Here is a 22699-nt window from a genome sequence, read left to right on the forward strand (position 1 = left end):
CGCACCCTCCTGCGACCATAAGCCCCCGGCAGGGGAATCCCATCCATCGCTGGATGACACGACACTGTCGGCGTAAAGCCGAAGCACAGGAAGATGTAAAACATGAGCAAGTTGGTATTGATCCTTAACTGCGGTAGCTCTTCCCTGAAATTTGCCGTAATGGACGCTGAAACGGGCGAGGACATGCTGTCCGGCCTGGCCGAATGCTTCAATCTGGATGACGCACGTATCAAATGGAAACTCCACGGGGTCAAGGGCGACGCCATGCTGGGCGCCGGTGCTGCGCACCAGGAAGCCCTCGACCACATCGTGGGCCACATCCTGCCCCAGGATCCCGCCCTGGCCGATCAGCTGGTCGCCATCGGCCATCGCATCGTGCACGGCGGCGAGCAGTTCTCCCGCTCCGTGCGCATCGATGACGGCGTGATTGCCGGCATCGAGGCCGCCATTCCGTTCGCCCCCCTGCACAACCCGGCGCACCTCATCGGCATCCGTGCCGCCCTCAAGGTGTTCCCGGCCCTGGCCGACAAGAACGTGGCCGTGTTCGACACCGCCTTCCACCAGACCCTGCCAGAGGAAGCCTACCTCTACGCGCTGCCCTACAAGCTCTATCGCGAGAACGGCATCCGTCGTTACGGCGCCCACGGCACCTCCCACCGCTTCATCGCCGAAGAGACCGCCAAGGCGCTGGGCAAACCGCTCCATGAGCTCAACATCATCAACTGCCACCTGGGCAACGGTGCCTCCGTCTGCGCCATCAAGAACGGCGAGTCCGTCGACACCTCCATGGGGCTGACCCCGCTGGAAGGGCTGGCGATGGGCACTCGCTCCGGTGACATCGACCCTGCCATCGTCTTCTTCATGCACGACAACCTGGGTTACAGCGTGGACAAGATCAACCAGGTGCTGACCCGCGAATCCGGCCTGCTGGGCATGACCGAGGAGAGCAGCGACTGCCGCTACGTCACCGGCAACTACGCCACCGACGCCGGTGCCAAGCGTGCGCTGGACGTCTTCACCTATCGCGTTGCCAAGTACGTCGGTGCCTATGCTGCCGCCATGGATGGTCGCCTTGACGCCCTGGTGTTCACCGGCGGCATCGGCGAGAACGCCGCCATGGTGCGCGAGATGGTGCTGGCCCGACTGGCCCTGCTCGGCTTCAAGATCGACAAGGAGGCCAACAACGCAGCCGTACTGGGCGGTGAAGGCCCCATCACCGTCGAAGGCAGTCGTCTGGCCCTGGTGATGCCCACCAACGAAGAGCTGGTGATCGCCCGTGATGCCCTGAGCCTGGTCGGCTAAGGCACCCTCTGGTGATGACAACGCCCGGCCCCTGCCGGGCGTTGTCGTTTCGGCAATAGTGATCGGCCTGTCATTTGACATGGGGGACCAGATGCGTACCCTGACCGCTGTGTGATATTGCGGAGGTAACGATGAAAGAGATGTTTTTCAACTGGTTGTCAGGCCTGGGGGTCGATGTGACCCCCATGATGGCCCTGGTGATCGCCCTGGGGTTCATCGTGCTGACCGCCATGGTGCTGCACCTGGTGCTGCACCGCATCCTGCTGGTGCGCCTGGTGGGGCTGCTTGGCAAGACCAAGCAGATGTGGCTGCCGCCCCAGTTGCAGCAGCGCCTCTTCTACCGGCTCGCCTTCGTGTTCCAGGGGGCCGTGCTGCTCGGTCAGGCGGAGATCTGGCTGCCCAAAGCGTCCGAGAGCCTGGCGCTTATCGAGTTGCTGGCCCAGCTCTGGATCCTGCTGTTCCTGCTGCTGGCCCTGTTCGCCCTGCTCGACTGCCTGCTCTCCCTGAGCCGTCATACCCGGCTTGGGCGGGATCTGCCCCTGCGCGGCATCTTCCAGGGGGTGAAACTGGTGGCCAGCATCCTGGTGGGCATCCTGATGATCGCCCTGCTGCTCGGCAAGTCGCCCCTCTTCCTGTTCAGCGGCCTGGGGGCCATGACCGCGGTACTGATGCTGGTGTTCAAGGACCCCATCCTCGGCCTGGTGGCGGGCATCCAGCTCTCCGCCAACCGCATGCTGAGTGTCGGTGACTGGTTGCAGATGGACAAGTACGGGGCGGACGGCGAGGTGACCGACATCGGCCTCACCACGGTCAAGGTGTCGAACTGGGACAAGACCATCACCACCATCCCTACCTATGCCCTCATCTCCGACTCCTTCAAGAACTGGCAGGGGATGACCGAATCCGGCGGGCGCCGCATCAAGCGCAGCGTCAACATCGACATGACCAGCGTGCGCTTCCTCACCTCGCAGGAGCAGTTGCAGCTCAAGCAGGCCAGGTTGCTGGCGCCCTACCTCAGCCGCAAGGAGCAGGAGCTCAGCAGCTACAACCAGCAGCTCAGCGATGCCATCAGCTGCCCCATCAACGGTCGCCACCTCACCAACCTCGGCACCCTGCGCGCCTATCTGGACGCCTACCTGCGGGCTCATGCGGGCATTCGCAAGGACATGACCCTGATGGTGCGCCAGTTGGCACCGACCACGGACGGCCTGCCGCTGGAGATCTACTGCTTCACGGCGACCACCGCCTGGGCCGAGTATGAAGGGATACAGGCTGATATTTTCGACCACATATTTGCGATAATTGAGCAATTCCATCTGCGTTTGCATCAGTCGCCAACCGGTTATGACATGCACAGTTGGAAAAACGGCTGATCCCGCTTATGACAAGGTGCCGTGGCGCAGCGCGGCACCGTATTTAATCACCGACTCGTCAGCACGTGGCGGTTGAAATTTGCATGGCAGAGGAGAAAAATGGCGGCCTTCTCTTCGCCCCGGGCGCGCCCGTCGCCTCCGCGCTGGCCAGAGTGCTGAACCACCCCCTTTATCACAGGAAAGTTATGAAGCTCCTCCACAACACGGCGGCCGCACTGTGCTGCTCCCTGATCCTGGCCGCCATGCCCGCCCTCGCCATCGAATATGCCCTGCCTGCAGCCAACAGCCGCCTGGTGGGGGAGAATCTGGACTACGTGGTGTCCCCGGAAGAGGCGGGCCAACCCCTGGAAGCGGCAGCGGCCAGATTCCAGCTCGGCTTGACCAACATGCTGGAAGCCAACCCCAAGGCGGACCCCCTGCTGCTGCAGGCGGGCGAGAAGCTGGTCGTGCCCCATCAGCTGATCCTGCCGGATGCCCCCCGTGAAGGCATCGTGCTGAACGTCGCCGAGATGCGCCTCTACTACTACCCCAAAGGCAAGAAGGTGGTGGAAGTGCTGCCGATTGGCATCGGCCAGCTCGGCACCGACACCCCGGAAGACTGGGTGACCAGCGTGCAGCGCAAGAAGGCGGGCCCGACCTGGACCCCGACCGCGAAGATGCACGCCGAGTACGCCGCCCGTGGCGAGACCCTGCCTGCGGTCTGGCCGGCCGGTCCGGACAACCCCATGGGGCTGTTCGCGCTCTACATCGGCAAGATGTACGCCATCCACGGCACCAATGCCCAGTTCGGCATCGGCCTGCGGGTGAGCCACGGCTGCGTGCGTCTGCGCAACGACGACATCGAGTACCTGTTCAAGCAGGTCCCGGTCGGTACCCGCGTCCAGTTCGTGAACCAGCCCATCAAGGCCTCTGTCGAGCCGGATGGCCGCCGCTACCTGGAAGTGCACCAGCCCCTCTCCCGCAACCAGGAGGAGTTCAACTCCAGCCTGCCGGCCCCGCTGCCCATGTCCACCGCCGTGACCCGCTTCATCGCCCACGCGGACAGCGACTCCCAGCTGGTCAAGCAGGCCCTGGAGCAGCGCAGCGGCATGCCCATCGCCATCAACCGCTGATCCCGCCTGTCGGTATCCCGAGCCCCGGCCACTGTCGGGGCTTTTTTATGGCGCGGGGGAGGGGATCATCAGGGTAAACCCTTGGCAGGCCGGGATAAAATCCGGCCTTATTGCAATTGAGTGGTTGCTTGGTTAGGTGTTAAACGTTTTCCATGTGTTTTTTATTTGTTAAAAGTGGTTGTGGTCCGGCGATCTGCTGATTACTCTAGGCCGGTTTTTTTAAGGAAGAGTCCGTCGCAAGAACGGGCACAGACGTCACATAACGGAGTTTTGAATGACAGCTAGCACCCCCATGCTCATCACCTTTCTGGTGTACATCCTCGGGATGGTGTTGATCGGCTTCATCGCCTATCGCGCCACCCGTAACTTTGACGACTACATTCTCGGCGGCCGCCGCATGGGGAGCTGGGTGACCGCCCTCTCCGCCGGTGCCTCCGACATGAGTGGCTGGCTCCTGATGGGCCTGCCTGGCGCCGTCTTCATCGGCGGCATCTCCGAGAGCTGGATCGCCATCGGCCTCGTCATCGGCGCCTACTTCAACTGGCGCTGGGTGGCCGGTCGGCTGCGGGTTCACACCGAGAAGAACCGCAACGCCCTGACCCTGCCGGACTACTTCACCTACCGCTTCGAAGACAAGAGCCGGGTGCTGCGCATCCTCTCCGCCCTGGTGATCCTGCTGTTCTTCACCATCTACTGCGCCTCCGGCGTGGTGGCCGGTGCCCGCCTGTTCGAGAGCACCTTCGGCATGAGCTATGACACCGCCCTCTGGGTCGGCGCCGCAGCCACCATCACCTACACCTTCTTCGGCGGCTTCCTCGCGGTGAGCTGGACCGATACCGTGCAGGCCACCCTGATGATCTTCGCCCTCATCCTCACCCCGGTGTTCGTCATCATCGCCGTGGGCGGCATCGACACCGCCATGGTGCAGGTGGCGGCGCAGAACGCCAGCAACCTCGACATGTTCAAGAACCTGGACTTCATCGCCATCATCTCCCTGATGGCCTGGGGCCTGGGCTACTTCGGCCAGCCCCACATCCTGGCGCGCTTCATGGCGGCGGATTCCCACCATTCCATGGCCAGCGCCCGTCGCATCAGCATGACCTGGATGGTGCTCTGCCTGGGCGGCGCCGTGGCCATCGGCTTCTTCGGTCTGTCCTACTTCAGCACCTTCACCGAGCAGGCGGCTGGCGTGACCGGCAACCCGGAGCGGGTCTTCATCGAGCTCTCCAAGATCCTGTTCAACCCCTGGATCGCCGGTGTGCTGCTCTCCGCCATCCTGGCGGCGGTGATGAGTACCCTCAGTTGCCAGTTGCTGGTCTGCTCCAGCGCCATCACCGAGGATCTCTACAAGCCCTTCCTGCGCAAGAACGCCTCCCAGAAAGAGCTGGTGTGGGTCGGCCGCGCCATGGTGCTGCTCATATCCCTCATCGCCATCGCCGTGGCGGTGAACCCGGAGAACCGGGTGCTGGGGCTGGTAAGCTACGCCTGGGCCGGCTTCGGTGCCGCCTTCGGTCCCGTGGTGCTGCTCTCCGTGCTCTGGTCCCGCATGACCCGCAACGGCGCCCTGGCGGGCATGCTGACCGGTGCCCTGACCGTCATCATCTGGAAGCAGTTCGGCTGGCTGGGTCTGTACGAAATCATCCCGGGCTTCCTGTTTGCTACCCTGGCTATCGTGCTGTTCAGCCTGTTGGACAAGGCCCCCTCCAAGGCCATGCAGGATCGCTTCGCAGAAGCCGAGCAGGAGTTCCAGAGCCCCATGGCCGACGCCATTGCGGCAAAATAACCCCCGCCTCGACGACAAAAGCCCCGCAACTGCGGGGCTTTTTAATGGGTAAAACATGCCCATGGCAGGGATTAGGCGGGGCGCCTGCCCAGCCGCCGCACATCCTGGCGGGCGGCGGCTCCGGCCTGGCCGAGCCAGCGCTGGCGGGCCCCCTCATCCGAGGTGTGGACGGGCCCCAGATGCTGGCGGTGGGTCAGCCGGATGCCGCACAGCCCCAGCACCGGCTTGTCCAGGGTGCGATCCAGGGGGGCTCCCTGCCACCAGCGGTAATACCAGGGGGGGCTGTCCATGGTGAGCAGCAGGCGCGCCGTCTTGCCGGCGAGCAACTGCTCCGGGTACGCCTTCCCCGGCTGGTAGCGAAAGGCGAAACCCGGCAGCAGGGTGCGATCCAGCAGCCCCTTGAGCCGGGCAGGCAGGTGGCCCCACCAGACGGGGGCGACGATCACCAGATGGTGGGCTTGCGTCAGGCTCTGCTGCACCGCCTGCAGATCGGGCTCGAGGGGCTGCACCTCGTCATAGCCATGGTGAAGATCCGGCGCGAAGGCGAGCTCCCCCACGTGATGCAGGGTGACGCGCGCGCCCCTTTGCTCGGCGCTGCGGGCATACTCCCGGGCGAGGGCGTGGCAGAGGCTGTCGGGTTTGGGGTTGCCGTTGAGAACAAGCAGGTTGGGGGTCATGGTATGGCTCCTTGAAGTGAGCCCCCATTACACCCCTTGTCCCATGGGACAGAGTCAAGCCACCTTGTGCGCCCGATCCGCGGCGGCGGGATGATCCCGCCCGTCGGGGGATTGCCGCGCCGGGGCGCCATAGCGGCAGGGGTGCTGCGCCAGCAGCGTGGCGCTCTGGCTCAAGCCCTGATGCTGGCGTTGCAGCCGGGCGACCTCCGCCTCGATCTGCGCCAGCTTGTCCGCGATAAGCTGCTCCACCTTCTGCCAGGGGAAGTGATCGAGGCTGGTGACGCCCGCGAGCAGGGGAACCAGCTCCCCGAGCTTGCAGCCAAGCCGCTGGGCCTCGCGGATAAAGCCGACCCACTCCAGATCCTCGGCCCGGTAGACGCGATACTTGCCGCGCCGCCTGGGCTCGGGCAGCAGCCCGAGCTGCTCGTAGAGACGGACCGCCTTTGGGGTGGTGCCCGCCAGCCGGGCAAATTTGCCGATATACATGGTGCTGCTCGCAAAGGAGGTATGAAGGTGCCCACTATAGGTCAGTGGTAGGGGTGATTGAATCCCCAGGGGGGAGGGGGCGCCGTTGGCGCAGTGCAGGGAGGATAGGGGGATGGTTCTGTGACGGCATCGCCGCGTCCCTGGCACGGCGCAGGAGCAGTGTATTGCGCCCGTCCGGCCGAGTCGGGAAATGGCCGCGCTGACCCCTGATGGGGCCAGAACGGGCGTAAATGGACTGGTGATCGCCACTATAAGAGAAAATGTGGTCATCCACGGAGAACCGATAAATTCCCTTTATAGTGATTCTTGCGAGCCAGACAGGACCACTTGGTGGCCGAAAGGGGCTCCCTCAGGGATTTCCCGATCCTGAAGGAGGGGGGAATATCTCTATTTGGAGATCTGATTAGCGAAGCATCATCAGACGAGCGCGGGAGAATGATCGCTGGGGAGAGTGCTTGATTATTATCTGGCTACCTATGTGTTGTTTTTATTCGCGACTGTTCAAACACTCTTCGCTATTCGAACCTACGGGATTTTTGCGCGTCTGGTGCCGAAGGCGAGAAGTTAATTAATTTTTATGTTTTATTAGCAAGCTCACTAAATACCTGCTCAAAGCGTTTAGACAATGAGTTGGGGGATGCTAAAGATGAAAGCCGTGCGCCTACATGTTTTGCAAAGTCTTCAAGAACTACTAAATTTTCATCACTTGGTGATGCTGGTTTCGCTAACTCATTTCGTAATGCTCGGAATGACATTATAGATAGTAGTGATTCCTTGTCTTCATCTGTAACCTTTCCTGATAAATTATGAGCTAGTTGATTTCTGATTTTGTTAAGCCGTTTAATCCCTCTAGCAAGTTCTTTAGTCTCTACTGAATAATCTTCGATTAGAGTCAATTTCTGAGCGAACGTGAGGCGTGCATCTTTGATGTCTCCGAGAGCTGGATTAAACGATACCAAGCACTCGGTTACAAAGTGTTCTACAAATAAATGAGCCCTCAAAATACGACCGATAGCATCAACATCTTGAGCCCACTTCTGGTTTATTTTTGCGATCTCACTATCCATCTCTTCAATGAATTTATCTTTCCCTCCCGATAACTCTATTACTCGCCTTGCTACCTTTTGATGGTCGATATCCAAGCTTCCTCCTAGAAACATAACGTTTGGTTAAGGGGGGGCTCTCGCCCGCCCCAGTTAGCGACGGGAACAGTTTGAACCAGTTGTTGGCTTTCACAAGTATTAACTTGGCCCACCCCTGCTGTAGCTACTCCTCTGGGTTGGAGTCGGTTCTGGCGTAAGGTCTGGCCCGATGCTCATTCGGTCACAATAGCTCGCAAGGCCTTCACAATGAGTGACTTTGCCATTACTGTCGAGCGCCAGAACTGTTGAATAATCTAAGCTGCGCCCACCCGATCCCTCTTCTGTTTCTCCAAACTTAAAATACAAGAAGTCATTAAGATAGCTATTAAATTTTGCTTGAGTGACACCACAGCCAAGAACTTCGTTTGGATCAACACTTTTGTGTCGAAAGTAGGTAAGTGCTTTCAATTCTATTGGAGTAGTGCAACCTGGCTCGCCAAAGATAAGAAAGTGATGCCCATCATTGTCGCTGAGTGCGGCTTTGGCATTATCAAATGATTCTAGAGAAGGCTCTGCAAACTTTTTAATTTCGGATTTAACGTCTCGTATATTTCGCTTGAACTCGATTAATAGCCACATGTTGCCGTGCTTGGCGATCAGGTCTCCAGCTGCCTCATAGTCGCCATCTAGAGGAGCCATCAATATTTCTCTATTCAAATAAGTTACAACAAACATGTACTCAATGGTTTTTTCCCACCACATATGTATTTATACCCAATGTTACTTGTTGCTAATGGTTGTTAGATGGAAGACAGTATTAATCCGACAGTCGAGCCTTCCGCATAACTCCGTAACTAGTTTATTACCGTGACGGAGAGGTTATTTTAAATCATAACATTGCTAGCTGGTTCTGTGTCTACCTGTATTCACTTAACTCCCCCTTTTGGTTCTATCATTACGATTGCATAAAAATACATTCAATAAGGAAATCAGGACATCACTATGTTGAGCAAGGCGTATCCACCTCGTTGCACCATGGCGAAGTCCATACCACCGGTGTTCTGTTATTTGCTAAAACCGAATCTCCACCGACCCCGCACTGCGCCTTGCCTCGCCGTGATAAACCGCTTCGATATTATTGCCGTCCGGATCGAGGACAAAGGCGGCGTAATAGCCGGGGTGATAGACCCGCTCGCCGGGGGCGCCGTTATCCTGGCCGCCATGGGCCAGCGCTGCCTGATAGAAGCGATCGACTGTGGCGCGGTCCTGCGCCTGGAAGGCGAGGTGATGGCGACCGGTCAGTGCGCCGAGCGCTGCCGGGCTGTCGATGGATGTGACAAACAGCTCGTCAGCCCAGAAGTAACCCTCACCCGCGCCGCCGATTGGCACATCGAGGGTGGCCAGTATGGCCCTGTAAAAGCGCTCGCTGGCGGTCAGGTCTTTCACCACCAGCTGGAGATGGTCGATCAGCCGACCCCGATGCAGTGTGTGCGTTTCCATACATTCACTCCACTCGACATGGTTGAATCAGTCACTTACCTCTTGCCGGTTGTGCCCTTTGGCGACGCTACCGCCCTGAATGTCAGCTTCCAGCTTGCTGCGATTGACCAAAGGGGCGTGGTTGGCATGGCTCATGGGAGACTCCGACGAGGCGTGTGTTGCCAATTGGCTATATTAACGGCCCGCGAGCGAAGGGAAAGGAGGAAATGGCGAATTGCCGGGCAAGATCAACAAATGGAGGTCAGCCCGAAAGCCTGGCGTCCGGGCTGGATTGGCGAGAGGGGGCTGGGGATAGGTAAAAGGGGGCGAGCGGCCACCAACTGGTGACCCACTTGCTGCTTGTACGGAAGTGGTTGCCCGGCCTCTGGCCGGGCGGGGGATCAGTTGCCCGGGATCTCGTTGCAGTTGAGGGTGGGCTGACCGTAGCGCTCCAGCATGGCGTCGCTCCCCTTGGTCCAGAGGGTGAGGTTTTGCCCCTCGTACCGGGCGCCGCTGGCGGTGGGGGTTTCATAGGCGAGCACCTGCTGCTGGTTGTTACCCTCGCTCAAATTGATCATGGCGGCGGGCCGCTTGGCCTCGTTGTAGAAGTAGGTGGAGAGGGTGACGCTCTTGCCGCACTGATAATCGACCGGCGTCGGCACCCTCAGCTGGCCCCCTTTTATCTGCAACTCGGTGATCCGCAACTGGTAGCTCTCTTCCACGCACTGGGGCAGGTCGCCCGCCTTCCAGCAGTCGTTGCGCCCCTTGATCCAGCCGCGCTGGATGGCGCGCTCGCTCTTCTGCTGCTCGGGGGAGAACCCGGCAATCGCCTTGGGATAGAGGGCTGACAGCTCGTTATCCAGCGCAGCCAGTCCGGCATCCTTGCAGATGAGGGTTTCGGCGGCGCCTTTCGCCTTGGCGCACTCGAAGGACGGGGTGGCCGCCGCGGCCAGCAGAGGGGAAAACAGCAGGGTTCCAAGCAAGATCTTGTTCATCGACAGGGCTCCAACAGGGGGCATGATGCTCCGTGACCAGAGCACACTTTACACCCTAAAGAGGCAGGATCACCCCGTGTTTTTGGGTGCCGGGCGGCCCTGCGTGGCAATCAGACGCCGGCCAGCGCCAAGGTCTGGCGGCTGCGCCACAGCCGCTCGTGGAAGAAGAAGACGACGGTGTTGATGGCAGGTTCGATCAGTGCCATCACGCCGCCGGTGAGCAGCTCGCCACTCAGCAGGTAGGCGACACCGAAGGCCACCGAGAAGTGGACCAGGGCGAAGCTGCTGGTCTTGGCCTGCAGGCTGTGCTCAGGCTTGAGCTTGTGCCAGCCAAGGTCGTGGAAGTAGAAGGCGACCGTGTTCACGGCGGGCTCGATGAGGGCGATCAGGCTGGCGGTGAGCAGTTCGCCGGTCAGCAGGTAAGCCACGGTGAAGGCGACACAAAAGTGCAGGATGGCGAAGCTGATGGTCTTTTTCATGGTGGTGTCTCCTCTGGCGATGAAGGCAGTATCACCCAGAATTCCACTAAATGAAAACCATTCTCATCTATCGGCGAAATAGAAAATGCCTATCGACCGGGGGAGGCCCCACCAGATTGGGAGTTGCCCGGGAACGCAACGGCGCTAGAGTGTGCCTTTTGCCATGAAAAAGGAGCTTTCATGACCATCAACTCCAACCTGTTTGTTCTCTTCATGCTGCTGCTGATGATCGTCGTCGGCGTGGTGGCCTGGCGACTGGCCCGGCGCAAGAGCCGCCACCCGGGGCTTGTCACCTTCCTGTGCGTGCTGCTCTGCCTGGTGCCGCCCTTTGCCCTGCTGGCGCTGCTCATTCTGGCGCTCTGGCGGGACATGCCCGCAGGCCCCGATGCCAGGCAAGCCTAGCTAGTCCCTCATCCGCCACTGCCGCAGTCATAGAAAAGCCCCTTGCGGGGCTTTTTTACTTGGAATGTCCCGCGCAGCAGGTGGCCGGTTGGAAGGGGCAAGATCGGGTGATGGCCCTACCTGCCGAGGCCAGCGATCCGAGCATGGGCCTCGCGCATTCCCTGCTCCGCCCCGTGGGGGTGCAGATCCATCCCCTCTGCGTAGATGAATTCCACCTCCGCGATGCCCATCAGGCCGAGCACGGATTGGAGGTAGGGGGTGACCGCATCCGTCGCCTGTCCCTGATGCACGCCGCCGCGGCTGCTGAACACCAGGGCGTTGACCCCCTCCACCAGCCCCATGGGGTAGGTGTCGGTGTAACGGAAAGTCACCCTGGCCCGCGCCACCAGATCGAACCAGTTCTTGAGGGGGGTCGGTACATTGAGGTTGTACATGGGGGCGCCGATCAGCAGCAGGTCGGCGGCCTTGAGTTCGGCAATCAGCCGATCCGACAGCGCCACCGCCTGCCGGATGGCCTCATTGGCCGGTTCCGCCCCCCGCAGGGCGTGAAACAACGGGCTGTCGAGGGCAGGCAAGTCGAGGGCGGTCAGGTCGCGCACCACCACCTGGTCCTGGTGGCCCTGCTCCCGGCGTGTTTGCAGGAAGCGCTCCATCAACTGGTTGGTGCGGGATGCGGGGCCGTTGAGGCTGGATTGCAGCAGCAGGATCTGGCTCATGAGGGGAACTCCATCTGAAACGTGTGAAGAATGAAGGGAGCTTACCAGTCATTTTTTTCCGCAGTGCTGATAGTATTTCGCCATATTGGTTCCAAAAGGTATGCAATAGATGGCAAACACGCTTAACGGCATCGATCTGTTCGCCACCGTGGTGGAGGCGGGCAGCTTCGCCCAGGCGGCGGAGCGGCTTCACCTCACCCGCTCGGCGGTGGGCAAGGGGGTGGCGCGGCTGGAGCTGCGTCTCGGCGTGCAACTGTTTCATCGCACTACCCGCAGCCAGAGCCTGACCGAGGAGGGGGCGCTCTTCTATCGCCACTGCCTGCGGGCGCTGGAGGAGGTGCGTCTTGGGGAAACGGCGCTGGCCAGCAACAAGCTCACCCTCAACGGCAGATTGAAGGTCTCCATGCCGGTGCTGTTCGGCCAGCAGTGCGTGGCCCCCATTTTGCTGGCGTTGGCGAAGGCGCATCCCGGGTTGGCCCTGGAGCTGTCGTTCAGCGATCGCAAGGTGGATCTGGTGGAGGAGGGGGTGGATCTGGTGATCCGCAACGCAGAGCCGCCGGACAGCCTGGATCTGGCGGCACGCAGGCTCGGGGAGCACGGCATGACGCTTTGCGCCTCGCCCGCCTATCTGGCCGAGCGGGGGGAACCTGTGACCCTGGCTGAGCTACCGGATCATGAGTGCATTGCCTATCTGCGCCAGGGGCGGGTGCTGTCGTGGTGGTGGCAGGAGGCCGAGGCATGGCGCGAAGTCCAGCCCAGAGGGCGGTTGCAGATGGACGATCTCAACGCCATCACCCAGGCGGCCATCGCGGGCTTTGGTCTCGCCTGGCTGCCGACCTGGCTGGCGCGGCCCCACCTTGAGCGGGGCGAGCTGCGCGAGCTGCTGGCCCGGTTGCCGGGTCGGCGCTATCCCATCAACGCCCTCTGGCCCCATGGTCCGCATCTGCCCCTCAAGACCCGGCTTGCCATCGACTGGCTGGCGAGCCGCCTGCCCGAGCAGCTGGCCAGCGTGAACGTGCCGGGTCATCAGCCCCAATGAAAAAGGGCCTGCTGTGACAGGCCCTTTTTCATTTTCTGTGGTTCCGAGGGTCAGGCTTCGGCCTTGTTCAGCCACTCCACCCTGTACTGGGCGCCGGCGCCCTGGGCCAGCGTGGCGCACAGGGGTTTCAAGAAGGCCTCGATCTGCTCGTCCAGCATCCAGGGGGGGCTGACGATCAGCATGCCGGAGCCGTTCATGCCCCAATCGGCAGTCTGGCCGGCCACTTCCAGCTCCGCCACCAGGACGTTGCCGAAGTTCTCGCGCTTGATCGCTTTGAGCATGTCGCGGGACTTGTCCGCCTCTTGCCCTAGGATGGGATACCAGAGGGCGTAGATGCCGGTGGCCCAGCGCTTTTGCGCTTTTTTAAGGGTATCGACCACGGCGAAGTAATCTTCCTTGAGCTCATAGGGAGGATCGATCAGCACCAGACCGCGGCGCGGGGTGGGGGGCAGCAGGGCGACCAGCCCCTCGAAGCCGTCGCGATGGTGGACGGCGACGCGGGGGTCGTACCCCATGTTGGCGCGAAGATCTTCCACCTCGTTGTTGTGCAGCTCCATCAGCGCCAGCTTGTCCTGATCGCGGATAAGGCGGCGGGACAGCTCCGGCGAGCCGGGGTAGTAGTGCAGTTGGCCATCGCTGTTCATCTCCTCGATGACACCCAGATAGGGAGCCATGGCAGACCACTGGGCCCGTTCATCCCACAGGCGTTTGATCCCGTCGGCGTATTCCGCCTTCTTCTGGGACCAGTCGCCGCGCAGGTCGTAGAGACCGCCACCGGCATGGGTGTCCAGCACGATGAAGGGTTTCTCCTTCTTCTTGAGGGACTCGATGATCAGGGCCTGGACGGCGTGTTTGAGCACGTCGGCGTGGTTGCCGGCGTGAAAGGCGTGGCGGTAGCTCAGCATATGAGATCTCTGAGGGGGCCCTGCTGGGCACCCAGTAACGATAGATAGTGAAACAGGTTGCGGCTGTCGCCGCGAAACAGGGCGAGGGTGCGCAGGGTCTGCAGCAAGACCCCCTGTTGCAGCCGCTCCAGCTCCAGTTCGTGGGCCAGCATGGTCTGGTACTCCTCGGCCCCCACCCGTGACTTGGCCTGCTGGCGCAGGGTGCGCCAGGGGAGCAGCACCGCCTCGGTCTGTACCAGGGCCGGTTGCAAGTCCGTGAGGTCGACCGGGATCCGGAGCAGGTCGAGGTGGTGCAGCAGGAGTGCCAGGTTGACGTTGCCCCCCATGCTTTGCACGTGGAGCCAGTCCTGGCTGCGCTGGCCATAGGCGCCTGTGCTCCATGTCCAGAACTCGGAAGGGGTGGGCAGGGCGTCGGGGCTGACCCGCTCGCTGGCCATCAAGGCTTCATCACGCAAAGAAGGCCTGCTCCATGGTTTCCAGCTCTTCAGAGAGGCTCATCCACTCCAGCTCTACGTGCTCCAGCTCCTCCTTGAGGGGGCCCTGGGACTTGAGCAGCTCGGAGAGCTTGCCCTTGGCGCTCTCTTCATAGATGGCGGGATCGGCGAGCTGGTGCTCGATATCGGCGAGCCTGCCTTGCAGCTTCTCCATGCTGGCCTCGAGCTTCTCGAGCTTCTGGCGAAGCGGCCGGGTTGCTTGCCGGAACTGGGCCTCAAGGCGCTTCTGATCCTTGCGCGCCACCGCCGAGTTGGCGGAGACGGTGCCATCTGCCGGCTTGGCATTGGCCTCTTTCTCCTGCTCGCCGAGCCACTTGTGGTAGTCGTCGAGATCCCCATCGAAGGGCTCGACCCGGCCGCCGTGGACCAGATAGAAGTCATCCGTGGTGGTGCGCAGCAGATGACGGTCGTGAGAGACCACCACCATGGCCCCCTCGAACCCTTGCAGGGCCATGGTCAGGGCGTGGCGCATCTCCAGATCCAGGTGGTTGGTCGGTTCATCCAGCAGCAGCAGGTTGGGCTTTTGCCAGGTGATGAGGGCCAGCACCAGCCGCGCTTTCTCACCGCCGGAGAAGGGGGCCACCTTGTCGAGTACCTTGTCGCCGTGAAAACCGAAGCTGCCGAGGTAGTTGCGAAGCTCCTGCTCGGTCTTGTCCGGCGCGAGGCGCACCAGGTGATCGAGGGGGCTGTCATCGAGGCGCAGAGTCTCGAGCTGATGCTGGGCGAAGTAGCCGATGCTCACCCCGGCGCTCACCTCCAGCTTGCCGGAGAGGGGCGGGTTGGAGCCCGACAGCATCTTGATGAAGGTGGACTTGCCCGCGCCGTTGCGACCGAGCAGGCCGATGCGCGACCCCGGCACCAGGTTGAGTTTGATCTTCTCCAGGATCACCTTGTCGCCGTAACCGGCGCTGAGGTTCTCCATGGCGATGAGCGGGGTCGGCAGAGCGGAGGGCTCGCGAAACTCGAAGCTGAACTCGGAGTCGGCGTGGGCGGGCAGGATCTTCTCCATCCGCTCCATGGCCTTCAAGCGGCTCTGGGCCTGACGGGCCTTGGAGGCCTTGTAGCGGAAGCGATCCACATAGGATTGCATGTGGGCCATCTCCCGTTGCTGCTTCTCGTACATGGACTGCTGCTGGGCCAGGTGCTCGGCCCGTTGCAGCTCGAAGTCGGAGTAGCCGCCAGTGTATTCGTTGAGCTTGCCGTTCTCGATATGGATGATGCGATTCACCACGGAGTCGAGGAAGTCGCGGTCGTGAGAAATGAGCACCAGCGTGCCCTGATAGCCCTTGAGCCACTTCTCCAGCCAGATGACGGCGTCGAGATCCAGGTGGTTGGTCGGTTCATCCAGCAGCAGCAGATCGGAGCGGCAGAGCAGCGCCTGGGCCAGGTTCAGGCGCATGCGCCAGCCACCGGAGAAGCTTCTGACCGGCGAGTCGAGCTGATCGCCGCCAAAACCCAGACCGTGCAGCAGCTCGGCGGCGCGGGCGCGAATGCTGTAGGCACCTATGGTATCGAGCTTGCCGTGCAGCTCGGCCACCAGCAGACCGTTGTCATCCGCCTCGGCCCGGGCGAGCTCGGCCTCCAGGGCGCGGAACTCCTTGTCGCCGTCGATCACGTACTCCAGGGCGGAGCAGTCCAGCGCCGGGGTCTCCTGGGCCACGCCGGCAATCTGCCAGCCGGCGGGCAGGCTGAAGCTGCCGTTGTCGATGGCCAGCTCGCCCCGCACCAGCGCAAAGAAGGTGGACTTGCCACAGCCGTTCTTGCCCACCAGGCCCACCTTGTGGCCGGGGTGTATGGTGGCGGACGCGTTGTCCAGCAGCGTGCGGCCGCCGCGGATCAGTTCGATTTGACTGGCAACTATCATGGATGGGTCTGCTTGGCTCGATTGAAGGAGAGAAACTGGCGCGGATCTTACGTGAAATGACACAAATTTGCACTTGAGGGCGGGGGGGATGGCTGCCGCCGGAAAAACGTGTCATAACAGAGACATCTGGGGGGCAGGAGGCTGACCATGTTGATTAAAGAGATCATGACGACCCGGGTCGCGACCGTTTCCATGGATGACAGGCTGAGCGTCATCAAGGAGATCTTCGAGCAGGCCCATTTCCGCCACCTTCTGGTGGTGGAAGAAGAGGAGCTGGTGGGGGTCATCTCGGACCGGGATCTGCTGCGTGCCATCAGCCCCTATCTGGACACGGATGCCGAGATGAACCGGGACACCGAGACCCTCAACCGGCGCGCCCACCAGATCATGAGCCGTGAACCCATCACCGTCTCCCCCGAACGCTCCCTGAAAGAGGCCGCCGGCCTCATGCTGGAGCACCAGATCTCCTGCCTGCCTGTGCTGGAAAACGGCGCCCTGGTGGGCATAGTGAGCTGGAAGGATCTGCTGAGGGTCATGCGCGGCTGGCAGCCGGTCTGACGGGGCGGGGAAGGTGTGCGGGGAGCCCGTGTCGCCCGGCAGGGCTTCCCTGCTTCTCGCCTTGTTGAAGGATTAAACTGCATTTATCCCGTTTTATAGATCACTTGTATTGCTATATTGATTTTCTTGGTCATAAGTTCCGCAAAAATTATTTCGCGTGACACTATGTGTCGCGGCGTCAGCTCGAATTGACGCTTTTATAATTAATCGTTCGCCGCTTCAGTTCCCATCAAGGTTTCCGGATCTACCTTAGGCCATCGGCACATCAACCGATCATCACGACCGAACTCTGGTCTGACAGAGAGTGCTTACACCTGAGGAAAGAACAATGAAAAAGACAGCATTGACGATGGCCATCTCCAGCCTGCTGCTGGCCGGTGGTGCACAGGCCGCCAACGTTTACGATCAGAATGGTACCAAACTGGACATCGGCGGCCGCGTCAACGGCATGTACTACGGCACCGATGACAACGCCACCGAAGGCGATGCCAGCTACCTGCGTCTGCACATCGCAGGTGAAACCAAGGTTGACGAGGATCTGACCGCGTTCGGCTTCGCCGAGTACAACCTGCCGGTTTCCGGTTCTGACAACGACGAGCTGCGTTACGCCTATGCGGGCATCAAGCACGATCGCTTCGGTGCCTTCAGCTACGGTCGCCAGGACGGTCTGTTCACCAAGGCGGTGAACAACTACACCGACGTGCTGCCGGAGTGGGGTGGTGATGGTCTGGGCAAGGACACCGAAGTGTTCGGCACCGGTCGTACCAACGGCCTGGCCCAGTACATGTACAACTGGCAGGGGCTGACCCTGGGTGCCCAGTTCACCGGCAACAACGACCCGCAGAACGCGAGCCGCAGCGAGCGCGTCGGCCCGAACAGCACCTGGAGCCCGAAAGGTTCTTCCGAGGGGTATGCCCTCTCTGCCAACTATGACTTCAACATGGGCCTGAGCCTGGGTGCCGCCTACAACCAGGCTGGCAAGACCGACGAACAGGCCGAGAACGTGAGCTTCGGCGGCGACAACGACGCCAAGCTGTTCGGGGTGGGCGCCAAGTATGCCGTCGGCAACCTCTACATGGCCGCCACCTACTCCCACGGTGAAGATCACCTCTTCGTGGACACCGGCTCCATGCGCGGTTACGCCGAGAAGATGGATGGCTACGAAGCGGTCGTGCAGTACAACATCACGCCGAAGTTCAAGCCCTCCCTGGCCTACCTGCGTACCGACGTGAAGGACAGCGCTCACGGCATCGATGACACCGCGACCGAATACGTCTCCGTGGGTGCCTGGTACAACTTCACCGACAACTTCAATGCCTACGTGGACTACAAGATCAACCTGCTGGACGAAGTGGGTTCCACCGGCAAGAACAGCCTGAACAAGTCCACCGACGACATCGTCGCCGTGGCCCTGCAGTACAACTTCTAAGTCGTCCCGGACGCACTGCACATCTCAGGACCGGCCCATGTGGCCGGTCTTTTTGTTGCTGGCGGACCGCGCTGGATGACAAGAGCGGCACGCCGGGGTTCAGCAATGCCCCTGTGTGGTCGATACCCTTGTTGTCGGGGCCGATGCGTGGCTGTGCTTGCCATGAGGCAGTGATGGGGCGATGATCACGCCCCGTGGTCAAGATCCTATCTTTCCTCGACGCTTTTCATTATTTCTATATAGGCTTGCGTTGTCCCGACAGGGAAAGCGGGGCTGGTTGGCATGTCGCAGCTCCGGTGCGGGGCAATTTCGGGAAATGGACGTAAGGGCGTTATATGGCGAGCATATTGGATTCAGTGGATCAACGTACCCAGCTTGTAGGGGAGAATCGCCTGGAACTGCTGATGTTCCGTTTGGGTGCCCAGCAACTGTTTGCGATCAACGTCTTCAAGGTGCGGGAAGTGGTCAAGCTGCCCCATCTGAACAAGATGCCGGGGTCTCACCACAACATCAGCGGTGTCGCCAACATTCGCGGCGTCTCCATCCCCGTCATCAACCTGCGCGGTGCCATCGGGATGCGTCCCATGGCCATCGATCAGGAGTCCAACCTCATCATCACCGAGTACAACCGCACCATTCAGGGATTCCTGGTGGGGCAGGTGGCCCACATCGTCAACATGACCTGGAAGGACATACTGCCGCCGCCCCGTTCGGCGGGTCGTGCCAACTACCTCACCGCCATCACCCGCATCCCGGAAGGGGGCGTCGACCAGATCGTCGAGATCATCGACGTGGAGAAGGTGCTGGCGGAGATCATCACCTATGACGTGCGCATCTCGTCCGAGGTGCTGGACGAGGAGATCCTGCCCCAGATGCAGGGACGCCGGGTGCTCATCGTCGATGACTCCAGCACGGCCCGCAACCAGGTGCGCGAGACTCTCGCCCAGCTCGGGCTCGAGGTCATCGAGTGCCAGGACGGCTTGCAGGCCCTCAAGCTGCTCAAGGGGTGGTGCGATGCGGGCAAGAAGGTGACCGACGAGATCATGCTGATGATCACGGACGCCGAGATGCCGGAGATGGATGGTTATCGCCTGACTCACGAGGTGCGCAGCGATCCGCGCATGTCCGATCTCTTCATCACCCTGAATACCTCCCTGAGCGGTAACTTCAACGAGGCCATGGTCAAGAAGGTGGGGTGTGATCGCTTCATCTCCAAATTCCAGCCCGACTTGCTGGTGGACGTGGCCCAGCAGCGGATGCGGCAGATCCTGGGCCGTTGAACCCGGCACGCCGAACCATGAAAAAGCCTCCGCCATGCGGGGGCTTTTTGCTGGGCAAGGGGAAGGGCCATGGGCCCGGCCACCGGGCTACTGTGTCAGCAGAGGCTCGACAAAGCGGGCGACCTTGTCGCGGATCCGGGGCTGGGCGGCGGCCGTCGGGTGCAGTCCATCGTTCATCATGAGTTCAGGGCGCAGCACAATATCATCCAGAAAGAAGGGCATCAGCGGCAGGTCGTTGGCCTTCGCAAGGTCCGGGAAGATCTGCTCGAACTGCTGCAGATAGCGCGCCCCATAGTTGCGGGGCAGCAGGATCTGGGTCAGCACCGTCTTCGCCTGGTGCGCCCGGGTGAGCTCGATCATCTTGGTCAGGTTGGCCCGGGTGATGGCGGGAGCAAAGCCCCGCAGTCCGTCGTTGGCGCCGAGTTCGATCAACACCCAGTCCGGTTTGTGGGTTTCGAGCAGGGCGGGCAGGCGGGCCAGGCCACCCTGGGTCGTTTCACCGCTGATGCTGGCATTGATGAGGGTGTGTTCTCCCCCCTGCTGCTGCCACTTTTCATTGAGCAGGGCAGGCCAGCTCTGTTCGGCCTGCATCTGGTAGCCGGCGCTCAGGCTGTCGCCCAGTACCAGCAGGGTCTGGGCCTGGACGGACGCTGCCCAGCAGCACAGGCAACTCACGGCAAACAAGAGACGCATCATGCAGTCAACTCCCACGTTCTATTGTCATTACAGGTTCAGGCAAACAGGATACCCAAGATGAGTTCAACGCCCATTATCGCCGTCAGGGGGCTCGGAAAAACCGTTCGCCTCGGTCAGGAAAGCCTCACCATCCTTGAAGGGATCGATCTGCAAGTCAATACCGGCGAGACGCTGGCGCTGGTCGGTGCGTCCGGTTCCGGCAAGTCCACCCTGCTCGGTTTGCTGGCCGGTCTCGATCTGCCGAGCAGCGGCGAGATAGAGATCCTCGGCCACTCCCTCACCCGGCTGGACGAGGAGGGACGCGCCAGGCTGCGGGCCGAGCAGGTGGGGTTCGTGTTCCAGTCGTTCCTGCTGCTGCCCACCCTGAGCGCCCTGGAAAACGTCATGTTGCCGGCCGAGCTGCGGGGGGAGACCGACAGCGAGCCCCGTGCCCGGGAGCTGCTGGCCCAGGTCGGTCTGGGAGAGCGGTTGCACCACCTGCCGCCGCGCCTCTCTGGCGGCGAGCAGCAGCGGGTCGCCATTGCCCGTGCCTTCATGACCCGCCCCAGCCTGCTGCTGGCGGACGAGCCCACCGGCAACCTCGACAGCAAGACCGGGGAGACGGTGATCGAACTGCTGTTTCGTCTCAACCGCGAGCACAACACCACCCTGGTGGTGGTGACCCATGACCATGAGCTGGCCCAGCGCTGCCAGCGGCAGCTGGTGATGTCAGCCGGGCGGCTGGAGGCACAGGCTGTCATGGCGGCCAGGGTGGGAGAGCTGTCATGAGTCAGTGGAGACAGAGCTGCACCAGGCGATCGTTGGCAGCAGCATGGACGGTGAGGGAGGCGTCATGAGTCAGTGGCGACTGGGATTGAAGCTGCTGCGCCGGGAAGGGTTCAGCGGCGAGCTGCGCTGGTTTGTGCTGGCGCTGGCGCTGAGCGTCGCCTGCGTGCTCAGCGTGGCTCTGGTGGCGGATCGGCTGGACGCGGGGCTCAAGGCCTCCGGGCGGGATTTCATCGGAGGGGACAGGGTGCTGCGCTCCGCGACGCCGGCACCGGCAGAGTGGCTGGCACAGGCGCATCAGGAGGGGCTTGCCGTGCAGACCACGGTCAGCTTCAACAGCATGCTGTTTCACGGCGATACCCTGCAACTGGCCTCCATCCGCGCCGTGCCCGGGGATTTTCCCTTCTACGGCAAGCTGGAGCTCACTCCCCAGCGCGCCCCGGCGCCCGGCGAGATCTGGCTCTCCGCCAGGGTGATGCAGCTGCTCGGCGCCAAGGTGGGGGAGGTACTCGAGGTCGGCAACACCCGGCTGACGGTGGCAGGGGAGCTGGGCCAGGAGCCGGATCAGGGGTTCAGTCCCTTCCAGATGGCACCAAGGGCCTTGATCCACAGCGCCGATATCGAGGCGACCGGGGCCCTGCTGCCGGGCAGTCGCCAGCAGTGGCGCTATCTCGTCAAGGGGCCCCGTGACGCCATCGCCCGCTATGAGGCCTGGCTCAACCCCAGGCTGAGCGCCGGGCAAAAGCTCGTCAAACCCGATGATCAGGGTACCCAGGTGGGGAAATCCCTGGGCAATGCCGAGCGCTTCTTCCGTCTGGCATCCCTTGCCGGCGTGCTGCTCGGCGCCCTGGCCATGGGGATAGCGGTGCGTCATTTCGCCGAGCGCCAGACCAACATGGTGGCCCTGCTCAAGACCTTGGGGGCCTCGCGGCGCACCCTGTGGCAACTGATGGGCACCCTGCTGTTCTCCCTGACCCTGGTGGGGGCCCTGATGGGGCTGGTGGCGGGCAGCGCCATGCAGTGGCTGACCCTGAACCTGCTGGGGGATCTGCTGCCTGCGGATCTGCCGCCCCCCTCCTGGCGACCCTTCGCCCTGGGCCTCGCGGTCGCCTTCTTCATCACCCTGATGCTGGCGTTCGTCCCCTTCCTGAGGCTGCTCAAGGTACCGCCGCTGCGGGTGCTGCGCCGGGAGCTGGAGGCGGGGATCCCCCCCTGGCTGACGGTGCCCGTGGGGCTCATCGGGCTGTTTGCCCTGGTGTGGGGCTTTACCGCCGACATCAGGCTGGCCTGCGGGCTCATCGGTGGCATGGGGGTGTTGATGGCGCTGCTGGCCCTGCTCGCCTCCGTGCTGCTGCGTCTTGGCAGTCGGCTCAAGGGGCCCCATGCCCTGCGCCTGGCCATCAATCACCTCTCCCGGGAGCGGGGCAGTGGTCTGTTCCAGTTGGCGGGCTTCGCCCTGGCCCTGATGCTGTTCGGGCTGCTGTGGGCGGCGCGGGTCGATCTGCTGGAGGATTTTTCCACCCGGTTGCCTGCCGATGCCCCGAACCGCTTCCTGGTCAATGTGGCGGACAGCGAGCGGGAAGGGATCCTGGCCGATTTGCACCAGGCCGGGGCCATCACCTCGGACTTCTACCCCATGGTGCGCGGGCGCCTGACCCGTATCGCCGGTGAGGCGGTGGGGGAGGATGCGGCGCGGGAGGGGCCCTGCCCGCCGACAACAAGGTCACTGCCGGTCAATGGCTGGCCGGCAAGGGGGAGGTCTCCGTCGACGAGGCACTGGCGG

22 protein-coding genes and 1 pseudogene are annotated in these 22699 nt (G+C 61.9%); 11 read left to right on the plus strand and 12 right to left on the minus strand.

Features of this window, described 5'->3' with window-relative positions; all coding sequences use genetic code 11:
• The first annotated feature begins 102 nt into the window (after positions 1-102).
• The 4 genes from BN1120_RS10535 to putP all read left to right on the plus strand — a co-directional run bounded on the left by BN1120_RS10535 (position 103) and on the right by putP (position 5570).
• A complete protein-coding gene (locus BN1120_RS10535) occupies positions 103-1302 on the plus strand; it encodes an acetate kinase (RefSeq protein WP_010675525.1) in 1200 nt (399 codons plus the stop codon).
• Between the two features lie 131 nt (positions 1303-1433).
• Positions 1434-2675: a mechanosensitive ion channel family protein gene (locus tag BN1120_RS10540; protein WP_010675524.1), complete on the plus strand. Its 1242-nt coding sequence runs from the start codon at positions 1434-1436 to the stop codon at positions 2673-2675.
• A gap of 185 nt (positions 2676-2860) precedes the next feature.
• Positions 2861-3787 (plus strand): L,D-transpeptidase family protein, encoded by a 927-nt coding sequence (locus BN1120_RS10545; RefSeq protein ID WP_010675523.1) that lies wholly within the window; start codon positions 2861-2863, stop codon positions 3785-3787.
• A gap of 274 nt (positions 3788-4061) precedes the next feature.
• Positions 4062-5570 (plus strand): sodium/proline symporter PutP, encoded by a 1509-nt coding sequence (gene putP, locus BN1120_RS10550; protein ID WP_042016046.1) that lies wholly within the window; start codon positions 4062-4064, stop codon positions 5568-5570.
• 71 nt (positions 5571-5641) lie between these two features.
• On the opposite strand, the gene BN1120_RS10555 is transcribed toward putP, so the two are convergent.
• The 7 genes from BN1120_RS10555 to BN1120_RS10575 form a co-directional block, all read right to left on the minus strand.
• Positions 5642-6247, minus strand: coding sequence for an NAD(P)H-dependent oxidoreductase (locus tag BN1120_RS10555; RefSeq protein ID WP_042016048.1), 606 nt, complete (start codon positions 6245-6247; stop codon positions 5642-5644).
• A 54-nt stretch (positions 6248-6301) separates the two neighbouring features.
• The gene (locus BN1120_RS10560; RefSeq protein ID WP_042016049.1) at positions 6302-6733 is read right to left on the minus strand and encodes a MerR family transcriptional regulator; all 432 of its coding nucleotides are present in this window, start codon (positions 6731-6733) and stop codon (positions 6302-6304) included.
• Between the two features lie 575 nt (positions 6734-7308).
• On the minus strand, positions 7309-7875 hold the full coding sequence (locus tag BN1120_RS21295) for a hypothetical protein (protein WP_145983763.1): 567 nt from the start codon (positions 7873-7875) through the stop codon (positions 7309-7311).
• A gap of 99 nt (positions 7876-7974) precedes the next feature.
• Entirely contained in the window at positions 7975-8550 is a 576-nt protein-coding gene (locus tag BN1120_RS21300) for a hypothetical protein (RefSeq protein WP_145983762.1), read from the minus strand.
• 336 nt (positions 8551-8886) lie between these two features.
• Positions 8887-9315: a VOC family protein gene (locus BN1120_RS10565; protein ID WP_042016051.1), complete on the minus strand. Its 429-nt coding sequence runs from the start codon at positions 9313-9315 to the stop codon at positions 8887-8889.
• A 380-nt stretch (positions 9316-9695) separates the two neighbouring features.
• Positions 9696-10289 (minus strand): MliC family protein, encoded by a 594-nt coding sequence (locus BN1120_RS10570; RefSeq protein WP_042016052.1) that lies wholly within the window; start codon positions 10287-10289, stop codon positions 9696-9698.
• A 110-nt stretch (positions 10290-10399) separates the two neighbouring features.
• The gene (locus BN1120_RS10575; protein WP_010675518.1) at positions 10400-10768 is read right to left on the minus strand and encodes a DUF2061 domain-containing protein; all 369 of its coding nucleotides are present in this window, start codon (positions 10766-10768) and stop codon (positions 10400-10402) included.
• A 180-nt stretch (positions 10769-10948) separates the two neighbouring features.
• On the opposite strand from BN1120_RS10575, the gene BN1120_RS10580 reads away from it, so the two are divergent.
• A complete protein-coding gene (locus tag BN1120_RS10580; RefSeq protein ID WP_010675517.1) occupies positions 10949-11170 on the plus strand; it encodes a hypothetical protein in 222 nt (73 codons plus the stop codon).
• 116 nt (positions 11171-11286) lie between these two features.
• On the opposite strand, the gene BN1120_RS10585 is transcribed toward BN1120_RS10580, so the two are convergent.
• Complete coding sequence (locus BN1120_RS10585) at positions 11287-11886, minus strand: FMN-dependent NADH-azoreductase (RefSeq protein WP_042016053.1); 600 nt, start codon at positions 11884-11886, stop codon at positions 11287-11289.
• Between the two features lie 109 nt (positions 11887-11995).
• Between BN1120_RS10585 and BN1120_RS10590 the strand changes: the two genes are divergently transcribed.
• Positions 11996-12925: a LysR family transcriptional regulator gene (locus tag BN1120_RS10590; protein WP_042016054.1), complete on the plus strand. Its 930-nt coding sequence runs from the start codon at positions 11996-11998 to the stop codon at positions 12923-12925.
• Between the two features lie 50 nt (positions 12926-12975).
• On the opposite strand, the gene BN1120_RS10595 is transcribed toward BN1120_RS10590, so the two are convergent.
• From BN1120_RS10595 to BN1120_RS10605, 3 genes are read right to left on the minus strand one after another with little or no spacing between them, the layout of a single operon-like run.
• On the minus strand, positions 12976-13830 hold the full coding sequence (locus BN1120_RS10595; protein WP_041212423.1) for a 23S rRNA (adenine(2030)-N(6))-methyltransferase RlmJ: 855 nt from the start codon (positions 13828-13830) through the stop codon (positions 12976-12978).
• Positions 13824-14285 carry a DUF2390 domain-containing protein gene (locus BN1120_RS10600; RefSeq protein ID WP_039040190.1) on the minus strand — a complete coding sequence of 154 codons (462 nt, stop codon included), beginning with the start codon at positions 14283-14285 and terminating at the stop codon, positions 13824-13826. Before BN1120_RS10600 ends, BN1120_RS10595 begins: the two co-directional genes overlap by 7 nt.
• A complete protein-coding gene (locus tag BN1120_RS10605) occupies positions 14278-16188 on the minus strand; it encodes an ABC transporter ATP-binding protein (RefSeq protein WP_042016055.1) in 1911 nt (636 codons plus the stop codon). Before BN1120_RS10605 ends, BN1120_RS10600 begins: the two co-directional genes overlap by 8 nt.
• Positions 16189-16335: 147 nt before the next feature.
• Between BN1120_RS10605 and BN1120_RS10610 the strand changes: the two genes are divergently transcribed.
• The 3 genes from BN1120_RS10610 (at position 16336) to BN1120_RS10620 (ending at position 19455) form a co-directional block, all read left to right on the plus strand.
• Positions 16336-16746 (plus strand): CBS domain-containing protein, encoded by a 411-nt coding sequence (locus tag BN1120_RS10610; protein WP_010675511.1) that lies wholly within the window; start codon positions 16336-16338, stop codon positions 16744-16746.
• A gap of 328 nt (positions 16747-17074) precedes the next feature.
• Complete coding sequence (locus tag BN1120_RS10615; RefSeq protein ID WP_039040188.1) at positions 17075-18175, plus strand: porin; 1101 nt, start codon at positions 17075-17077, stop codon at positions 18173-18175.
• Between the two features lie 335 nt (positions 18176-18510).
• A complete protein-coding gene (locus BN1120_RS10620; protein WP_041212426.1) occupies positions 18511-19455 on the plus strand; it encodes a chemotaxis protein CheV in 945 nt (314 codons plus the stop codon).
• 87 nt (positions 19456-19542) lie between these two features.
• Here the strand turns inward: BN1120_RS10620 and BN1120_RS10625 are convergent, their stop codons facing one another.
• Positions 19543-20151, minus strand: a complete 609-nt coding sequence (locus BN1120_RS10625) for an arylesterase (RefSeq protein WP_039040186.1) — start codon at positions 20149-20151, stop codon at positions 19543-19545.
• 57 nt (positions 20152-20208) lie between these two features.
• Between BN1120_RS10625 and BN1120_RS10630 the strand changes: the two genes are divergently transcribed.
• Positions 20209-20919, plus strand: coding sequence for an ABC transporter ATP-binding protein (locus tag BN1120_RS10630; RefSeq protein ID WP_042016058.1), 711 nt, complete (start codon positions 20209-20211; stop codon positions 20917-20919).
• A 64-nt stretch (positions 20920-20983) separates the two neighbouring features.
• Positions 20984-22699 (plus strand): annotated as a pseudogene (locus tag BN1120_RS10635) (ABC transporter permease); the annotation flags it as partial.

This window comes from Aeromonas caviae, assembly GCF_000819785.1.
Classification (GTDB): domain Bacteria; phylum Pseudomonadota; class Gammaproteobacteria; order Enterobacterales; family Aeromonadaceae; genus Aeromonas; species Aeromonas caviae.